At 48.5% G+C, this 16,752-nt stretch carries 20 protein-coding genes; 13 read left to right on the top strand and 7 right to left on the bottom strand.

Annotation, left to right across the window (positions count from 1 at the left end):
* Positions 1–225 precede the first annotated feature (225 nt).
* From AC3ZFK_RS04295 to purM, 3 genes are read right to left on the bottom strand one after another with little or no spacing between them, the layout of a single operon-like run.
* The gene (locus AC3ZFK_RS04295; protein WP_487506656.1) at positions 226–951 is read right to left on the bottom strand and encodes a DUF3108 domain-containing protein; all 726 of its coding nucleotides are present in this window, start codon (positions 949–951) and stop codon (positions 226–228) included.
* Positions 920–1,606, bottom strand: coding sequence for a phosphoribosylglycinamide formyltransferase (gene purN, locus AC3ZFK_RS04290; protein ID WP_487506681.1), 687 nt, complete (start codon positions 1,604–1,606; stop codon positions 920–922). The genes AC3ZFK_RS04295 and purN overlap by 32 nt, the downstream gene beginning before the upstream one ends.
* Positions 1,569–2,615 carry a phosphoribosylformylglycinamidine cyclo-ligase gene (gene purM, locus AC3ZFK_RS04285; RefSeq protein ID WP_487506655.1) on the bottom strand — a complete coding sequence of 349 codons (1,047 nt, stop codon included), beginning with the start codon at positions 2,613–2,615 and terminating at the stop codon, positions 1,569–1,571. Before purM ends, purN begins: the two co-directional genes overlap by 38 nt.
* Before the next feature lie 40 nt (positions 2,616–2,655).
* Here purM and AC3ZFK_RS04280 point away from each other — a divergent pair, with 40 nt between their 5' ends.
* Positions 2,656–3,210 (top strand): CDP-alcohol phosphatidyltransferase family protein, encoded by a 555-nt coding sequence (locus AC3ZFK_RS04280; RefSeq protein WP_487506654.1) that lies wholly within the window; start codon positions 2,656–2,658, stop codon positions 3,208–3,210.
* Positions 3,161–3,895, top strand: a complete 735-nt coding sequence (hda, locus tag AC3ZFK_RS04275) for a DnaA regulatory inactivator Hda (protein WP_487506653.1) — start codon at positions 3,161–3,163, stop codon at positions 3,893–3,895. Before AC3ZFK_RS04280 ends, hda begins: the two co-directional genes overlap by 50 nt.
* A 141-nt stretch (positions 3,896–4,036) precedes the next feature.
* Here the strand turns inward: hda and AC3ZFK_RS04270 are convergent, their stop codons facing one another.
* A complete protein-coding gene (locus AC3ZFK_RS04270; RefSeq protein WP_487506652.1) occupies positions 4,037–4,399 on the bottom strand; it encodes a DUF2069 domain-containing protein in 363 nt (120 codons plus the stop codon).
* A gap of 60 nt (positions 4,400–4,459) precedes the next feature.
* Between AC3ZFK_RS04270 and AC3ZFK_RS04265 the strand changes: the two genes are divergently transcribed.
* Positions 4,460–4,993, top strand: coding sequence for a YqhA family protein (locus AC3ZFK_RS04265; RefSeq protein WP_487506651.1), 534 nt, complete (start codon positions 4,460–4,462; stop codon positions 4,991–4,993).
* A 131-nt stretch (positions 4,994–5,124) separates the two neighbouring features.
* Here the strand turns inward: AC3ZFK_RS04265 and AC3ZFK_RS04260 are convergent, their stop codons facing one another.
* Positions 5,125–6,663, bottom strand: coding sequence for a fumarate hydratase (locus AC3ZFK_RS04260; RefSeq protein WP_487506650.1), 1,539 nt, complete (start codon positions 6,661–6,663; stop codon positions 5,125–5,127).
* Between the two features lie 10 nt (positions 6,664–6,673).
* On the bottom strand, positions 6,674–7,717 hold the full coding sequence (ygfZ, locus tag AC3ZFK_RS04255; protein WP_487506649.1) for a CAF17-like 4Fe-4S cluster assembly/insertion protein YgfZ: 1,044 nt from the start codon (positions 7,715–7,717) through the stop codon (positions 6,674–6,676).
* An 83-nt stretch (positions 7,718–7,800) separates the two neighbouring features.
* Here ygfZ and sdhC point away from each other — a divergent pair, with 83 nt between their 5' ends.
* From sdhC to AC3ZFK_RS04230, 5 genes are read left to right on the top strand one after another with little or no spacing between them, the layout of a single operon-like run.
* Positions 7,801–8,178 (top strand): succinate dehydrogenase, cytochrome b556 subunit, encoded by a 378-nt coding sequence (sdhC, locus tag AC3ZFK_RS04250; RefSeq protein ID WP_487506648.1) that lies wholly within the window; start codon positions 7,801–7,803, stop codon positions 8,176–8,178.
* Positions 8,178–8,510, top strand: a complete 333-nt coding sequence (gene sdhD / locus AC3ZFK_RS04245; protein WP_487506647.1) for a succinate dehydrogenase, hydrophobic membrane anchor protein — start codon at positions 8,178–8,180, stop codon at positions 8,508–8,510. Before sdhC ends, sdhD begins: the two co-directional genes overlap by 1 nt.
* A gap of 7 nt (positions 8,511–8,517) precedes the next feature.
* Positions 8,518–10,281: a succinate dehydrogenase flavoprotein subunit gene (gene sdhA / locus AC3ZFK_RS04240; protein WP_487506646.1), complete on the top strand. Its 1,764-nt coding sequence runs from the start codon at positions 8,518–8,520 to the stop codon at positions 10,279–10,281.
* An 11-nt stretch (positions 10,282–10,292) separates the two neighbouring features.
* Positions 10,293–10,994: a succinate dehydrogenase iron-sulfur subunit gene (locus AC3ZFK_RS04235; RefSeq protein ID WP_487506645.1), complete on the top strand. Its 702-nt coding sequence runs from the start codon at positions 10,293–10,295 to the stop codon at positions 10,992–10,994.
* Entirely contained in the window at positions 10,991–11,245 is a 255-nt protein-coding gene (locus tag AC3ZFK_RS04230) for an FAD assembly factor SdhE (protein ID WP_487506644.1), read from the top strand. The genes AC3ZFK_RS04235 and AC3ZFK_RS04230 overlap by 4 nt, the downstream gene beginning before the upstream one ends.
* Here AC3ZFK_RS04230 and nadB read toward each other — a convergent pair.
* A complete protein-coding gene (nadB, locus tag AC3ZFK_RS04225; protein WP_487506643.1) occupies positions 11,235–12,827 on the bottom strand; it encodes an L-aspartate oxidase in 1,593 nt (530 codons plus the stop codon). The two genes, AC3ZFK_RS04230 and nadB, sit on opposite strands and share 11 nt — an antisense overlap.
* A 138-nt stretch (positions 12,828–12,965) precedes the next feature.
* Here nadB and rpoE point away from each other — a divergent pair, with 138 nt between their 5' ends.
* Genes rpoE through AC3ZFK_RS04200 form a run of 5 tightly spaced genes read left to right on the top strand, consistent with a single transcriptional unit; the run spans position 12,966 to position 16,730 of the window.
* Entirely contained in the window at positions 12,966–13,556 is a 591-nt protein-coding gene (rpoE, locus tag AC3ZFK_RS04220) for an RNA polymerase sigma factor RpoE (protein WP_487506642.1), read from the top strand.
* A complete protein-coding gene (locus AC3ZFK_RS04215; RefSeq protein ID WP_487506641.1) occupies positions 13,556–14,479 on the top strand; it encodes a MucB/RseB C-terminal domain-containing protein in 924 nt (307 codons plus the stop codon). The genes rpoE and AC3ZFK_RS04215 overlap by 1 nt, the downstream gene beginning before the upstream one ends.
* Positions 14,472–14,936: a SoxR reducing system RseC family protein gene (locus AC3ZFK_RS04210; protein WP_487506640.1), complete on the top strand. Its 465-nt coding sequence runs from the start codon at positions 14,472–14,474 to the stop codon at positions 14,934–14,936. The genes AC3ZFK_RS04215 and AC3ZFK_RS04210 overlap by 8 nt, the downstream gene beginning before the upstream one ends.
* Before the next feature lie 50 nt (positions 14,937–14,986).
* On the top strand, positions 14,987–16,495 hold the full coding sequence (locus tag AC3ZFK_RS04205) for a Do family serine endopeptidase (RefSeq protein ID WP_487541443.1): 1,509 nt from the start codon (positions 14,987–14,989) through the stop codon (positions 16,493–16,495).
* A 16-nt stretch (positions 16,496–16,511) separates the two neighbouring features.
* A complete protein-coding gene (locus AC3ZFK_RS04200) occupies positions 16,512–16,730 on the top strand; it encodes a glutaredoxin family protein (protein WP_487506680.1) in 219 nt (72 codons plus the stop codon).
* The last annotated feature ends 22 nt before the right edge of the window (positions 16,731–16,752 follow it).

Here is a 16,752-nt window from a genome sequence, read left to right as displayed (position 1 = left end):
CGCCTGCTGGAGCAGAATTCTCTACGTACCGATTTTCAGCAGCATTATGAGCAGATCGCTGCGCGAAGGGCTCGATGAAGAGTTACTCGTAATTTTCGATCTACTAAGAAAGGCTGGACTGAATTCCGGGGACATCAAGAATATCAAGGCCATCTCCGTTCTATCCATCTATCGGAGTAGGGTGAATAGATCAGCTGATCGGTTTTCATCTATTGTTACTTGGGGCTACTGGAGGATAGAGCTGCTTCTGAGCTGAAGCTGAAATAGAGTCCCATCTTTTTCTCGATATTCAACTTGTACTGGCAGATAGTCCAGTTCTGGTGCTACCCACAGCTCAAATGTACGTTTCCCCTCTTTTTGGCGAATGATATGTACAGTTTTGAATTCTCCAGCTGGCACCTGTGTGGTCTCACTATTACCAACAGTGAACAGGTAATTTGACCACCCGCCAGTTTTTGCTACCCGATATTTTAGTTCACTATTACCCTGTTTGAGGTCGTGCATCAGGGCAAGCAGAAACAGTGCCTCATCAACAGTTCCACTCTGTAGTTGATCAAGTTTCTGCTCTTTTCCGTCATCTTTTATGGTGACAGTTGCGCTGTTCCAATCAAAGATCCGTGATCTCTTTCTCTCTTTTTTTCCGCTTCTGTGGTAGTTGTATTGAATAGGGGTGATTTTCTTGTCACGCCACTTCCAAATAGAGCTCTCATCAATGATTTTCTTTACGAAGAGCTTGGCCAGGCCTGTGGGCTCAGTATGGATTGTGAACCGGCTGCTGTTGTCGGTTGCTGTTTTTGTTAAATTGTAAGTGGTCTCTCCAAGTGACATCCCTTTGCCGCTCAAGAGGTATTTGGCACTAAATGTCTCTGGAAATGCGCCAGCCCTGGCTGAGAAAAACAGTGCTGTAACAACAAGGATTCTAGCTAATAGTGTCGAGCTGAATTGGTTCATCGATAGGAGTTTGATCGAACAGCAGCTTTTCGTCAACCAGCTGAATGCGGCCATTGGCGATTAACTGAACCGCTGCAGGATATAGTTGGTGTTCTCTCTCCAGTACGCGGTTTGCCAGTGATGCAGCATTGTCACTATTTAATACAGGTATCTTGGCCTGCAGAAATACCGGTCCGCCATCCAGCTCTTCAGTTACGTAGTGGACACTTGCGCCATGCTCTTTTGCCCCGGCATCAAGCGCCTGTTGGTGGGTATGTAGCCCCTTGAAGTGAGGAAGCAGGGAGGGGTGAATGTTGATCAGTCTGCCGCGATAGTGGCGAACAAACTCAGAAGAGAGAATGCGCATAAAACCTGCCAGGATAACCAGTTCTGGCCGGTTTTGATCAATCTCCCTGATGAGTTCACGATCATAATCGGAACGACTACCGAAATTTGTGCTGTCGACTACAGTAGTTGGGATGTTGTTTTCTTTGGCAAAGGCAAGCCCCACCGCATCTGCCCGGTTACTGATAACCCCAGCGATTTTGATATCGATTTTATTTGCCTGCTGTGAACGCACAAGCGCCTGCAGGTTACTTCCTCGGCCAGATATAAGGACAACAACGGAGATTGGCCGGTTAGCAGAATACAACTTTGGGCTCTTTGCCCTCTTCATCAGAAGAGGTGATGGTGCCAAGTTTCCAGGCAGACTCTCCCTGTTTGGCGAGAATACTGATTGTACTATCTGCATCTTCGGATGAGACCACAACAACCATACCGACCCCACAGTTAAAGGTGCGAATCATCTCCTCATCGACCACATTCCCCTGCTCCTGAAGCCACTTGAATACCGCTGGCCACTCCCATGAGCTTTTTTCAACCATGGCGGTTGTGGATTCAGGAAGTACACGTGGAAGATTTTCTGTAAGTCCTCCACCTGTGATATGGGCTAATGCATGAACTGGAATCTGTTTGGCTAGTGCCAATAGAGGTTTAACATAGATCCTGGTGGGTTCCAGGAGCTGTTCTCCCAGCGGTTTTCCATCCAGATCTTCATTTAGGTCGGCATTGCTAACCTCAATGATTTTGCGAACCAGGGAGTATCCATTGGAGTGGGGGCCAGAGGAGCGCATTCCAATCAGCACATCTCCAGCTTTCACCCTGGAGCCATCAATAACCTCGCTCTTCTCTACAATGCCAACACTGAAACCAGCCAGATCATAATCTCCCTCGCTGTACATGCCCGGCATCTCGGCTGTCTCGCCACCAATAAGGGCAGCACCAGCCTGTTCACAACCGGTTGCAATACCATCTATAACAGAGATAGCAGTTTTTTTGTCCAGTTTTCCCGTCGCATAGTAATCGAGAAAGAACAGTGGTTCTGCGCCTTGCACAATAAGGTCATTTACACACATGGCAACCAGGTCAATACCTATGGTGTCGTGTTTTTCCAGTTGCATTGCCAGTCGTAGTTTAGTGCCAACGCCATCAGTACCTGATACCAGAAGAGGGTTCTTGTAACGGTCCAGAGGAATCTCGAAGAGAGCACCAAAGCCACCAAGGCCTGCCATTACTCCAGGGCGACTGGTTCTTGCTGCCAGAGGTTTAATATGTTCAATCAGGTCGTTGCCGGCATCAATATCAACGCCTGCATCACTATAGCTTAGAGATTTTTTTGAAGTCATTGTAAATCTTGAGGTCTAAAAAAAGGTATTCTACCGGATTATGGATCGACGCGATATTCCAAATCTAATTACCATGCTGCGAATGCTGCTGGTTATCCCCATTGTCTGGTTGCTGGATAATGGTTTCTTTCTTGAGACTCTCTACCTGTTTGCATTTGCTGGAATGAGTGATGGGCTCGATGGCTTGCTGGCAAAAAGGATGGGGTGGCAGAGCAGGCTCGGTTCTATTCTTGACCCGCTGGCGGACAAGCTGTTATTGGTCTCTACAACTGTAATGCTGGCCTGGTTGGGATTGATTCCAGTCTGGCTTGTGGTGATCATTGTGTTTCGTGATCTGTTGATTGTGGTGGGCGGAACGGTCTATCATTATCGTGTAGGCCAATACGACATGGCTCCAAGTATTGTTAGTAAAATCAATACGTTTACGCAGATATCTTATGTTTTAGGTATCGTAATTAGCCAGGCTTTTGGTGGGGTAAGTGATGAGGTGATTACTTTTTCAACCTATGTTGTGCTCACCACAACAGTTATGAGTGGTGCAGATTATGTCTGGACCTGGGGTTGGAGCGCGTACAGGAAACAGCACGGTGGATAGACAGATTCCTCTTTCGCTTTCACTGCAGGAGAGAGCCTCATTTGATAACTTTCATCCACAGCCGGGCTCCACAGTAGTTGCCATGCTACAGGAGATAGCTTCTGGAGATGGGCCACATCTGCTCTATATCTGGGGGCCAAATGGGGTAGGGAAGAGCCATCTTCTGCATGCTACCTGTAATCTGTTTGGTTCTGATCAGAGGCAATCTATTGTCTTGCCGCTCAAAACATTATTTGCTCAGGGTCCGGCATCGCTGGATGGGGTGGGGCAGTATGATCTGGTAGCACTGGATGATCTCGATGCAGTGGCTGGCGATAGCGGTTGGGAGGAGTCCCTGTTTCATCTGCTTAACAGATTACGGGATGATGGCAACCACGTTTTGATAACAGCAAAAACCGCACCTGCAGAGTTGAGCATGAAACTGCCTGATCTGCGTTCCAGACTTGGAGAGGGGGTGGTTGAACGCCTGACTTCTCTTGATGACAGGGAGAAGTGGCATGTCCTGCAGGAGCGGGCTGCATCAAGAGGAATGGAGATGGGTGACGAGGTTGCCAGCTTTTTGATGAGTCGAACATCCAGGGACTTTCATACACTCTTCTCACTGCTGGATCAGCTGGATGAGCATACTCTTATTGCACAGCGCAGGATTACAATACCTTTTGTTAAGGAGTTGTTGTCACTCTGATTTGTTGTGAACAGTTATATTGTTAATCCTTGCGAAAGTAATCACAACCTCACCCATGCAGCACGCTCAAGCATATCCCTGTGTCGCTCGACTGTGGCCGTCCAGGCCACAGACGGCTGCCCGTGTGAAGTTGTGATTACTTTACCTTGCTTCACTCTTTCCTGTAATTCTTGCATAGAAGGCACAACCAAAAAATAGTGTCAGGCTGAGAGCTATCTCAATTCCAGAATAGATCCTCTCTGGAGGGTTGATCACAAAATCTCCGATACCGTGAATAAAGTACAAGAGGGCAAGAAATCCGGTCCAGGCATGGGTATAGGCGCGGCCATGGAGGATTCCGCGTAGAGGCAATAGTAGTGGCACAACCATCACTATCAGGGTCATGGCTACAGGGAAATAGTGGGATGGCCCAAGCCAGATATTCCATAGCATAAGATGAGCTATCAGTGCAAAGTAGCTGATTAGCACCATAAATCGGAAGATTTTTTGTTTTGAATTAGCCATGGTAATAGAGTCGGAAATCGTGGATTATATAGAAAACTCAATATATGAAATGAACCTTTTATGAAAGCACTAGAACAGTTATTTGAAAATTTTCTCTGGAGTAGCCGCCTGGTCGTATTAACTGCTGTTATCTCAAGCCTGCTTGCCTCACTGGCAATGTTCTATATGGCCACAGTTGACGCATTTTATATGATCTCTCATCTTGTTCATTATGCAGACCCACTAATGGAGGCCGCAGCCAGAACAGCGCTTCATGCGGAGACAGTAACCCATATTGTAGAGATTGTGGATGGCTATCTGCTGGCCACAGTGTTGCTGATATTTGCGCTTGGTCTCTATGAACTCTTTATTAGCGAGATTGATGCTGCAGAGGGGGCAGCAACCTCTTCCAGTGTGTTGCTGATAAAAAGTCTGGATGATCTAAAGGCACGTCTGGCCAAGGTTATTTTGATGATTCTGATTGTGAAGTTCTTTGAGCATACTGTCTCCATGCACTTCGGGACACCTCTGGATCTACTCTACATGGCTGGGGGTATTGCCCTGATCGGTCTTGCGCTCTATCTATCTCATGCAGGAGACGAGAAGGGACACTAGCCCGTATTTCTCACCAGGATGAATCCTTGCGGAAGTAATCTCGCCTCACACAGGTAGCCGTCTGTGGCCTGGACGGCCACAGTCGAGCGACACAGGGATGTGCTTGAGCGTGCTGCATGAGTGAGACGCGATTACTTCCGCAAGGGTTCATGCCTAGGGCGGCCGATCTCCTCAATACGGATTTTCCACTCTGCCGGGCCACTTTGATGGAGTGACTCGCCGTTGCTATCGACTGCGACGGTGACAGGCATATCCTCTACTTCGAACTCGTAGATAGCCTCCATGCCCAGCTCCTCGAATGCAATAACCCGAGATTTCTTGATCGCCTTGGCAACAAGGTAGGCTGCACCACCAACAGCAATCAGGTAGACAGACCTGTGTTTTTTAATCGACTCAATTGTGGCTGGACCACGTTCTGCTTTGCCCACCATCCCAATAAGGCCTGTCTTCTCCAGCATTAGATCAGTAAAGCTGTCCATTCTGGTTGATGTAGTGGGGCCGGCTGGTCCAACCGCTTCACCTTTGACAGGATCAACAGGTCCAACGTAATAGATCATCCGATTTTTCAGATCGACACCATCTGGCAGACCTTGTCCAGACTCAAACAGTTCCGAAATTCGTCTGTGTGCAGCATCTCTGCCAGTTAACAGTTTTCCATTTAACAGCAGGGTCTCGCCAGGCTTCCACTGATGAGTGTCTTCAGCGGTTAAGGTGTCGAGATCAACTCTGCGAGCATCAGCTGATGGCCTCCAGGTGATGTCCGGCCACTCATCAATCGAAGGAGGTGTCAGCTCTACAGGCCCTGATCCATCAAGGCTAAAGTGAAGGTGGCGGGTAGCAGCGCAGTTGGGAATTATGGCAACAGGTAGTGATGCAGCATGTGTCGGGTACTCTCTGATCTTTACATCCAATAGTGTGGTTAGTCCACCCAACCCTTGTGCACCAATACCAAGAGCATTGACCCTCTCCATGATCTCGATTCTAAGTTTCTCGCTGGTGGTGTTAGCTCCGCGTTCACGTAGCTCCTGTATGTCGACAGGATCCATCAGAGCCTCTTTGGCCATCAGCATCGCTTTCTCGGCGGTGCCGCCAATTCCAATGCCAAGCATGCCTGGAGGACACCATCCGGCCCCCATGGATGGGACCTGCTCAACAACCCAGTCTGCAACATTTGCACCTGGACCAAGGTTGGTAAATCTGGCCTTGTTTTCCGATCCTCCACCCTTGGCGGCAACGATGATATCCAGTTTGTCGCCAGGAACCATTTCGACATGGAGCACGGCAGGGGTGTTGTCTCTGGTGTTTTTTCTCTCCCCGGCAGGATCATCCAGTATAGAGGCACGCAGTTTGTTGTCAGGGTCCAGATAGGCGCGACGCACACCCTCATCAGCCATCTCTTGCAGTGATGTGCCGGTGTCCCAGTCTATCTCCATCCCTATCTTAAGAAAGATCACGACAATCCCGGTGTCTTGACAGATCGGACGTTTGCCCAGCGCGGACATTCTGGAGTTCATCAGAATCTGAGCAATTGCATCCTTGGCAGCAGGAGACTGTTCTCGTTCCCATGCGGCGCCCATTGCCTGAATGAAGTCTATTGGATGATAGTAGGATATATATTGCAGGGCATCTGCAATACTGGAGATGAAATCTTCTTGTTTGATAATGGTCATGGTTGGTATTTTAATCTTTGGCAGTGAGTTCCTGTACTGTGACCGGGATGGTCTCATCTTCGTGCAGGGTTAGATCTCCGGCATCAGCAATTGCAACCTCAAGTACAGCCAGACCCTCCCAAACTCCATCGCCATCCTTTTGCACAGATACAATCTCACCAGCCCCTTGTGGTGAGCTGGAAGATTTCGAGTATAGACTACTACCGTCTGCAGGGGTGCTCTCATCAAGAATTGTAATCCTGTACATCTTGCGTTTGAGTTTTCCCAGGTACTCCATACGGGCGACAACCTCCTGTCCTGGATAACAGCCTTTGGTAAAGCTGAGCCCATTCAGGGCCTGCAGATTAACCATCTGTGGAACAAATGATTCCTGAGTTTTTAGTGTGATTGATGGAGCTCCTGCGCGTATATCCAGTAGCTCCCATGGTTCTCTGCTTACAGGAGTTGATTGTACATCCAGATGTGACCATACTTTTTCTGCATGAATGCTGTCAGTGATAACAAGAAAGCGTTGGTAAAGTGTAGGGCGTAACCTTATTACCTGAATATTGTTTGCGTTAACTGTGTCATCAATATTCTCTGGTAAATGATCAACCAGGGAGGAGAGTTGTTGTTCAGCGTCAGGGCCCGATACCCCTATGCGTACCAGCTGATTACTTAAATCATCTATTGTCACGCTGGATCGCATCACAAACATCTGCAACCGTTTTTGTGCGTAGTCACGTAGCTCTTCTGGCAGCAACAGGAGGAATTTGTTATTTTCATGACGGATAACATGAAACAGCACCAGTAGACGCCCCTTTGGACTACACCACCCATCCAGCTGGCTCTTGCCTATATCAAGTGCGCCAATATCATTGGTGAACTGGTTTTGCAGAAAATCTGCACTATCATCTCCGCTCACCTCCAAAACAGCCAGGTGAGAGAGATCACACATAACATCTCCGCTTGATACAACATGGCGCTCCTGTTCCGGGTTACCGAAGCTTGTTACGCACTCATTCTCAATCTCTGCGCCACTGCCTTGCAGAAAGTTTAGCCATTCACTATTCATGGTGTCAGTTATCCTCTTGCAATTGATATATGGTTCAATTACTGTGAATTCAATAACACAATAATAACCATAACCAGTACACCATGGAGAAAAATTCGAGACCTGTTTTCCTCAATCTATTGCAGATTAGTTTCCCGGCGACTGCAATACTCTCTATTCTTCACCGCATTTCAGGGGTGGCTCTGTCTCTTCTTCTGCCGCTTTTTCTCTATCTGTTTGAACGCTCGTTGCATGGTGCCGACTCATTTCAGCAGCTACTGGATTTGTGGGAGGATCCACTCTCGCGCTTTATTGCCATAATTGTATGTTGGACTCTGATACACCACCTGATATCAGGAGCACGTATTTTGTTGCTTGATATTGGTGTAGGGATAGAAAAGGATAGTGCAAGTGATGGGGCAATAGTGGTCTCCGGATTGAGTATGTTGGCTCTTGTTTTGGTCGGTTGGGCACTGTTCTGATGTTTGTTCTTACCGGAATGCGGGCCTGGGTAATACAGCGTTTCAGTGCCGTTGTTCTGTTGATAGTGATGCCTCTGCTGCTGGTCTCACTGTTGCAGCTTGAGGATACGGGGCATGAAGGGTGGAGGCGGTGGGTTGTTGACGGGTTCAATCCAATCTGGATTATGGGCGGATTTATTGCTCTGTTACTGCACTGCTGGGTAGGCATACGTGATGTCCTGCTCGACTATGTAAGGCAGCGTATGGTAAGAATTGTGTTGTTGGGTGGTACCGTACTGGTGCTGTTCTGGTTGGGGCTGTGGATGGCTCTTATCTTGTTGAGCGTAATGTGAGTTTGTCATGACACTTAAGAGGAGAACTTTTGACACCGTGGTTATAGGTGCAGGTGGTGGTGGATTGCGTGCCGCACTGCAACTTGCAAATGAAAATGTTCGTGTTGCAGTGGTCTCCAAGGTCTTTCCAACCCGCTCTCATACTGTTGCTGCTCAGGGGGGGATCAATGCTGCTCTCGGTAATGTGATGGAAGATGACTGGCGTTGGCATATGTATGACACCATTAAGGGGAGTGACTGGCTTGGAGATCAGGATGCCATAGAATATATGTGCCGCTCAGCCTACAAACTGGTGACCGAGCTGGAGCATTCAGGAGTACCATTTTCCCGGCTGGAGGATGGAACCATCTATCAGCGCCCATTTGGTGGGCAGAGTCAAAATTATGGTGGTGAACAGGCGGCACGTACCTGTGCAGCAGCAGATCGTACCGGACATGCGATTCTCCACTCTCTCTATCAACAGAATCTGGCGCAGCAGACACACTTTTTTGATGAATACTTTGCGCTCGATCTGCTGCGTGATGATGGAGGCAGAGTAGTAGGTGTGCTGGTGTTGGAGATTGCAACTGGAGAGCCTCTGTTGCTGGATGCCAAGACGGTGCTGCTGGCGACAGGTGGTGCAGGACAGATTTTCAAGACCACCACCAATGCAATGATAAATACCGGGGACGGTATGGCGATGGTGCTGCGTGCTGGTATCCCGCTGCAAGATATGGAGTTTTTTCAGTTTCACCCTACCGGCATTGCAGGCAAGGGGATGTTGCTCTCAGAGGGGGCACGTGGAGAGGGTGGTTATCTGATAAATGGTGATGGTGAGCGTTTTATGGAACGTTATGCCCCAAGTGCGAAAGATCTTGCCAGTCGTGATGTGGTGAGTCGTGCAATATTTTTAGAGGTAGAGGCGGGACGTGGTTGTGGACCAGACAGAGATCATGTGCTGTTAAAGGTTGATCATCTTGGGGAGGAGGTGGTCAAGAAGCGATTGCCGGCAATTCGTGATCTGGCGATAACTTTTTCTCATCGAGATATGGCAAAGGAGCCCGTCCCGGTCTATCCGACAGCTCACTACACTATGGGTGGTATCCCGACCAACCGCTTTGGGGAGGTGTTGGGGCAGGATGGAGAGGTTAATGCGCCTGTGCCTGGTTTGTTTGCGGTGGGTGAGTGTGCCTGTGTCTCGGTCCATGGAGCAAATCGTCTGGGCGGAAACTCTCTGCTGGATATTGTGGTTTTTGGTAGGGCGGCAGGCAACAGAATCCTGCAGTACCATCATGATCAGAAGCACCGTTCAGCTATTCCAGAGCAGGCAATCAATAAGGCGCTGAGTCGTTTTCAGCAACAGGGAAGTGGAGGCGGTGGCGAGAAAGAGTCCGTCTCTCAATTACGTAATGAGCTGAAAGAGACTATGGAACGTTACTGTGGAGTCTACAGGAGTGAAGATGTTCTGCAGCAAGGAGTAGAGAAGATTCGTTCCATTAGAGAGAGAGTCGGCAATGTGGTGGTTCATGACCAGAGCAAGATATTCAATACCGCACTGATTGAGATGCTGGAGCTGGAGAATCTGGCCGATGTGGCGTTGGCGACAGTGGTCTCTGCAGCAGCCAGGCAGGAGAGCAGAGGGGCTCACTCCAGGACTGATTATCCAGAGCGAGATGATGAGAACTGGTTGGCCCATAGCCTGTTTTCACTGGATGGAGAGTTGCAGTACAAAAAGGTAAATATGAACCCATTGACGGAACCAGCAGTGCCGCCAAAGGCCAGGGTTTATTAAAGGGTATCTGCATGAGATTTTTAATCTACCGATTTGACCCCGAACAGGACTCAGAGCCACGTATGCAAGAGTATCTGCTTGATGATGATCTGATCTCGGATGAGATGATGGTGTTGTCAGCACTTAAGTTGATAAAGGCAGAGGATGAGTCGCTATCTTTCAGGAAATCCTGTGGTGAGGGGGTATGTGGTTCTGACGGGATGAATATCAATGGTAGCAATAGCCTGGCCTGTATCACTCCGCTCAAGGGGCTGAAGGAGCCAGTTGAGATTCGCCCATTTCCGGGACAACCGGTGATTCGTGATCTGATTGTCGATATGGATCCATTTTTCCGTCAGTATCGGGCAGTTAAACCATGGCTAACTGTAGATGATCAAGAGCCAGAGGTGGAGTATAGACAGTCACCTGAGGAGAGAGAGCGGCTAGATGGTCTCTATGAATGTATTCTTTGTGGATGCTGTTCTACAGCATGCCCCTCATTCTGGTGGAATCCAAAAGAGTTTCTGGGGCCAGCTGCGCTGTTACAGGCGTGGCGTTTTGTCTCTGACAGCAGGGACCAGGCAACAGATGAGAGGCTGCATGCTCTTGAAGGGCCATTCAAGCTGTTCAGGTGTCGCACCATCATGAACTGCACAAACAGCTGTCCAAAAGGGCTTAACCCATCTGATGCCATTGGAAAGCTGCGAGGGGCAATGTTGAAGCGCTCATTATGATTACCCATTCTCAGATATTGTGGCGCTGTCGCAGGGGGATGTTGGAGCTTGATCTGTTGCTTCAGCATTATGCAAACAGGCATTACCGGGATGCGCCAGAGTGGTTACAGAAGCAGTTTATATTATTATTGGATGAGTCTGATCAAGATCTTCAGGGGTGGCTGTTGAATGGTGAGCAGACATTCAGTTTGATGGTTGCCGATATCATCGCTGAGATTTCGGGAATGGAGCTCTCTTCTGTTACGGCTTGAGGATGGTGTTTTCCGCCTTGTCTAAAAGATCTGGGTGATCCAGAGTGTAGTGCAGGCCGCGGCTCTCTCTGCGTTGCAGGGCAGAGTGTATGATCAGTTCCGCAACCTGCGCCAGGTTACGCAGCTCCAGCAGATTATTTGAGATTCTAAAGTTGCTGTAGTACTCGGCAATCTCATGCTGCAGCAGTTCAATACGGCGTTGAGCACGCTCCAGACGTTTGGTTGTGCGGACAATTCCAACGTAGTCCCACATGAATCTGCGAAGTTCGTCCCAGTTGTGTGAGACCACAACCTCCTCATCAGAGTCGGTGACCCTGCTCTCATCCCATGGTGGAATTTTGATATTTGATAATTGTTGTTGGGGGCTTTGGTTTATTTCGTTGGCTGCTGAAGTGGCAAAAACCAGACACTCAAGCAGAGAGTTGCTGGCCATTCTGTTGGCCCCGTGGAGGCCTGTATGTGCCACCTCACCAATGGCGTAGAGACCATCAATATCAGTTTTTCCGCTGGTGTCAGTAGTGATGCCACCACATGTGTAGTGGGCTGCAGGCACCACAGGTATTGGCTCTTTTGTTATATCAATCCCGAATTTCATAAGTTTGCTATGGACCATTGGGAAGTGTTTCTTTATGAAATCTGCATCCTTGAAGCTTATATCCAGATAGAGATGTTCAACACCAAGTCGTTTCATCTCATGGTCAATAGCTCTGGCTACAATGTCTCTTGGCGCCAGCTCTTCTCGGGAGTCAAAGTTGCTCATAAATGGCTCCATGTTTGGAAGAAGAAGTTTTCCTCCCTCACCACGTACTGCCTCGGTAATAAGGAATGATTTTGCCTGAGAGTGGTAGAGGCAGGTTGGGTGGAACTGGTTGAATTCCATATTGGCAACCCTGCATCCTGCACGCCATGCCATGGCAATACCGTCTCCTGTAGAGATATCGGGATTGCTGGTATAGAGATAGACCTTGCTGCCGCCTCCAGTTGCAAGCACCACATGGGGTGCCTTGAAGGTGTGAATCTGATCATTTAGACGATCAAGTATATAGGCGCCAATGACTCGATTCTTATCATCTGAATCAAGCTTTGATGTGGTGATGAGATCGATGGCAATATGGTTTTCGAATATTTCGATATTGTCTCGAGATCTGACCTGTTCATTAAGTGTGGTCTCAATTGCCTTGCCGGTAGCATCGGCGGCATGGATAACCCTGCGATTGCTGTGTCCGCCCTCACGGGTAAGATGGAGTGGTGAATCGGGATTGGATGGTTCTGTATGTGAAAACTGCACTCCTGCGTTAATCAGATTTTCTATGGATGATTTGGCATTTTCTACGGCAAAGCGCACCACGTTCTCATCACACAGACCTCCTCCGGCACTTATGGTGTCCTGGACGTGGGACTCAATAGAGTCATCCTCATCAAGAACTGCGGCAATTCCCCCTTGTGCGTAGAGGGTGCTGCCTTCATCCAGTAGAGATTTGGAGAGAAGGGCAATTTTAAGTGTTGGGGCAAGCTGCAGTGCCATGGTTAGGCCGGCAGCTCCGCTTCCAATAATCAGTACGTCATGTTGATAGAGGGACATTATGGAACCATTTTACCGTGTACGGGTCTATTTCATCCACTTGTATGATAATGTCGGTAATGTCTGGGATAACTTGTGAGGGAGCTCTGATTGGGTCACGAAGTGACTTAATCAGAGCTTTCTCAGTTAAATTAAAATATGGGAGTACCTTTGGAGCAGCGGGATGTCGACCAGCTATTGGTGGAGCAAGTTCAAAAGGGTGACAAGCGAGCGTTTGATCTTCTTGTTCTGAAATACCAGCATAAGGTGATTTCGCTGGTAAGGCGGTTTGTAAAGGATCATGCCGAATCAGAGGATGTGGCTCAGGATGCGTTCATCCGTGCCTATCGTGCCCTGGCAAATTTTCGTGGAGATAGTGCCTTCTATACCTGGCTCTACCGAATTGCTGTCAATACAGCAAAAAACCATCTGACGGCAAAAGGGAGAAGACCACCAGCAACTGACCTGGATGCGGAGGATGCGGAACTTTTGTTGCAGGGTGAGGGTCTGACGGAGAAAGCAACGCCGGAAAGTGAGTTATTAAGAGATGAACTTCAACAGACGCTTGTGCTTGCGCTGGAGAATTTGTCTGCAGATCTGAAGATGGCAATTACATTACGAGAGCTTGAAGGTATGAGTTACGATGAGATTGCGGAGATTATGGATTGCCCGATCGGTACCGTCCGTTCCAGAATTTTCCGTGCACGTGAGGCTATTAGTCAGCAATTGCAAGAGCTGGGAGAGTATTGATGAATCATGACAGGACTGCAGGAGAGCAACTCTCTCGATTGATGGATGGGGATCTCTCTGAAGATGAGGTAAAGCAGCTGCTTTTGCAGGTCGAGAGGAACCCACAGCTACGTCAACAGTGGAAAAATCACCATTTGGCAAGACAGTTGCTGTTCGAAAATGGAAGTTCATATGTGGCGTCAGCAGAGAGAGGAGGTGTTGCAGATCGTGTGGCAGAAGCGATAGAGAAAGAGGCCGCTATTCTTGCGCCAGCACCCACTTCCGATTCGGTCTCTGCTTCAGTCTCTGGTAGACGCAAGGCGTGGGTCCCATTGGCACTGGCAGCATCTCTTGCTACAGTCAGTTTTCTGGTGATTCAGCAGATGGGCCTCCAGATTGTTCCGTATTCAGCAAATGAGAAGGATGCCTCCGTAGCTACGGAGTGGGTTGAGGTGGATGGCAGGTGGGTTGAGCGCTGGATTAATCCGTTGGAGCGTTCTGCTCGTGTTCGTTCATATATGGTTCGTCATGATGAGAATAGACATTCTGCACAGCAGCGGGCTGCACTTGTCTCTACTGCACCATCCCTTAATGGAAGAGCTGGGGCATCACAACAGGTGGTAAAGAGGATTGTCGGATGGAGGCTTGGTTGGTTGCCAAACGGATTTCATAAAATCGATGTGGTTGAGCACAGTATCCCCGAATTTGGTGGTGTAGTTAATCAGTTGATTCTTAGTGATGGTGAGAATGTGTTCTCTCTCTTTATCGAAAAATCTGATTCCGCACGTGGGCAGCCGGTTACAGAACGCCAGATGGAGAGCAATGGACGGCCGTTGAATATTTATAGCCACTCTGTGTTGGGATACAGGATTACAGTTCTTGGTGAGATGCCAATTGATATAGTGAAGAGGGTGGCAATATCGCTGGAGGCTGAAAGTGGTTAAGGAGATGGCAACCGTAGTGGCAGTTGATGGTGATAAGGCGTGGGTTGAAACCACTCGACAGAGCTCTTGTGGTAGTTGCGAGTCATCATCAGGCTGCGGTACGGCAACATTTTCCAAGGTCTTGGGGAACAGACCATTCAGAGTGCAGGTAGAGAATCCTCTTCATGCAAAAATTGGGGAGCAGGTTATTATTGCTATCTCGGAAAATAGTCTGATGAAAGGGGCTGTTCTGCTCTACATGATTCCACTATTGGCCCTTTTTCTGTTTGCATTGATTGGGCAGTGGGTGATGGCTAACTGGTTTGGTTCTGTTCAGGAGTGGGTAACAGTTGTGGCTGGGGCTGCTGGGGCTTATGCTGTGGTTCTATGGATGAAGAGTAAAGGATGGTTTGAGCAACAGGAGATGGTTCCAGTGATAACAGAAGTTAAAGCGCAATATTTTGTGACTATGGATTAACAATAAGATTAAATAAAACAGTTAAATATGTTGACTATCTAAAGGAATATATGAAAATGATGGGATGGTGCAAAGGGTGTAAAAAGGCAGTTTGGGTCAGGTTGTTTGTGGTGTTGCTACTGTTGCCGGTTGGGGGGATGGCGGCAGAGGTTGCCGCTCTCCCAGATTTTACCCGGCTGGTAAAGGAGCAGATGCCGGCAGTAGTAAGTATTAGCGTAACCCAGAAGAGAAAAATGCCATCAATCCCCGGGATGGGGCCATTCTCTCAGGGGCCTGATGACCTGCCTTATGAGGAGCTGCCAGAGTTCTTCCGCAGATTCTTTGAGGATAGAGGGATGGGGCCTCGAGGACCTGTTCCCCGTCCAGAACCACGTGAGTTTGAGACCCAGGCTCAGGGGTCCGGAAGTATTTTGACAGAGGACGGTTATATTCTTACCAACCACCATGTGGTTGAAGATGCTGATGAGATTAATGTTCGTCTATTTGACCACAGGGAGTTCAAGGCAGATGTGGTTGGATCAGATAAAAGATCAGATATTGCCCTGATCAAAATTGATGCTAGTGGCTTGCCAATTGTTAAGACCGGCACTAGCAAGGATCTTGAAATTGGTGAGTGGGTACTGGCAATTGGCTCTCCTTTTGGTTTCGAGATGTCAGCAACAGCAGGCATTGTCAGCGCCAAGGCGAGAAATATCTCTGAGGGTGATAACAGATTCAACTATGTTCCATTTATTCAGACTGATGTAGCGATCAATCCAGGAAACTCAGGCGGTCCGCTCTTTAACCTTGATGGTGAGGTGGTTGGAGTAAATTCCATCATATTCAGCAAGTCAGGGGGGTACATGGGGCTCTCTTTCGCTATACCCATTGAGGTTGCGATGGATGTCGTCAAGCAGGTCAAGAATGGTGGTCACGTCAGCCGCGGTTGGCTTGGGGTACTGATTCAGTCAGTTACCAGTGACCTGGCTGACTCTTTTGGAATGGATCGTCCGGTTGGGGCATTGGTTGCTGAGGTGTTGAAAGATAGCCCTGCCTCTCATTCTGATCTCCAGGTTGGTGATGTTATTACAGAGTTCAATGGACACTTTGTGGAGAGTAACTCTCATCTGCCACCAATTGTTGGAAGAACACCTGTTGGTCATCCTGTTCCGGTAAAGATTATTCGTGAGGGGCGAGAGATGGTTGTTCAGGTGGTGATTGGTGAGCTCCCATCAGATGATGAGTTAGCATCAGTCGAGCCACAAAACAGTGATAAGCAGGTAGAGAAGGCTACCATGGAGAGACTGGGGATGACGTTGGAGAGTATTCCTGAGGAGGTTCGAGAGAGCCGCTCCATCCACTCTGGCGGAGTCTTTGTTAAACAGGTTGAGGCTGGAAGCGTTGCGGATCGTTATGGTCTGCAGGCAGGAGATGTGATCAGTCGAATCAACTATGTGGTGATTGAGGGAGTAGATCATCTGCTCCAGATTCTTGATCGTCTGCCGGATGGTAAAGGTGTTCCTGTCTATGTTGTTCGTGAAAAAGGACCCATCTTTCTTGCCTTGAGGATGCCAGATTAAGAGAGAGCTCAAGTTGATGGTTCGGCAGGGGTGTCATCTCTGTGATGATATGGAGGAGCTACTGACCCATCATCCACTACGTGACCGTTTTAAGGTGGAGCGTATCGTCATAAATAATGTTCCGGAGCTGGAGTCACAATATGGGACAAAAGTGCCGGTTCTGCTGGAGCAATCAGAAGAAATCTGTCATTATTTCCTGGATGAAAAACGGCTCAGGGAATGTCTGGGTAAATGACTAGAAAATGACTCCAGTTGGA

It is taken from the genome of Candidatus Thiopontia autotrophica (assembly GCF_982804495.1).
This window is presented reverse-complemented; position numbering and strand designations above follow the sequence as displayed.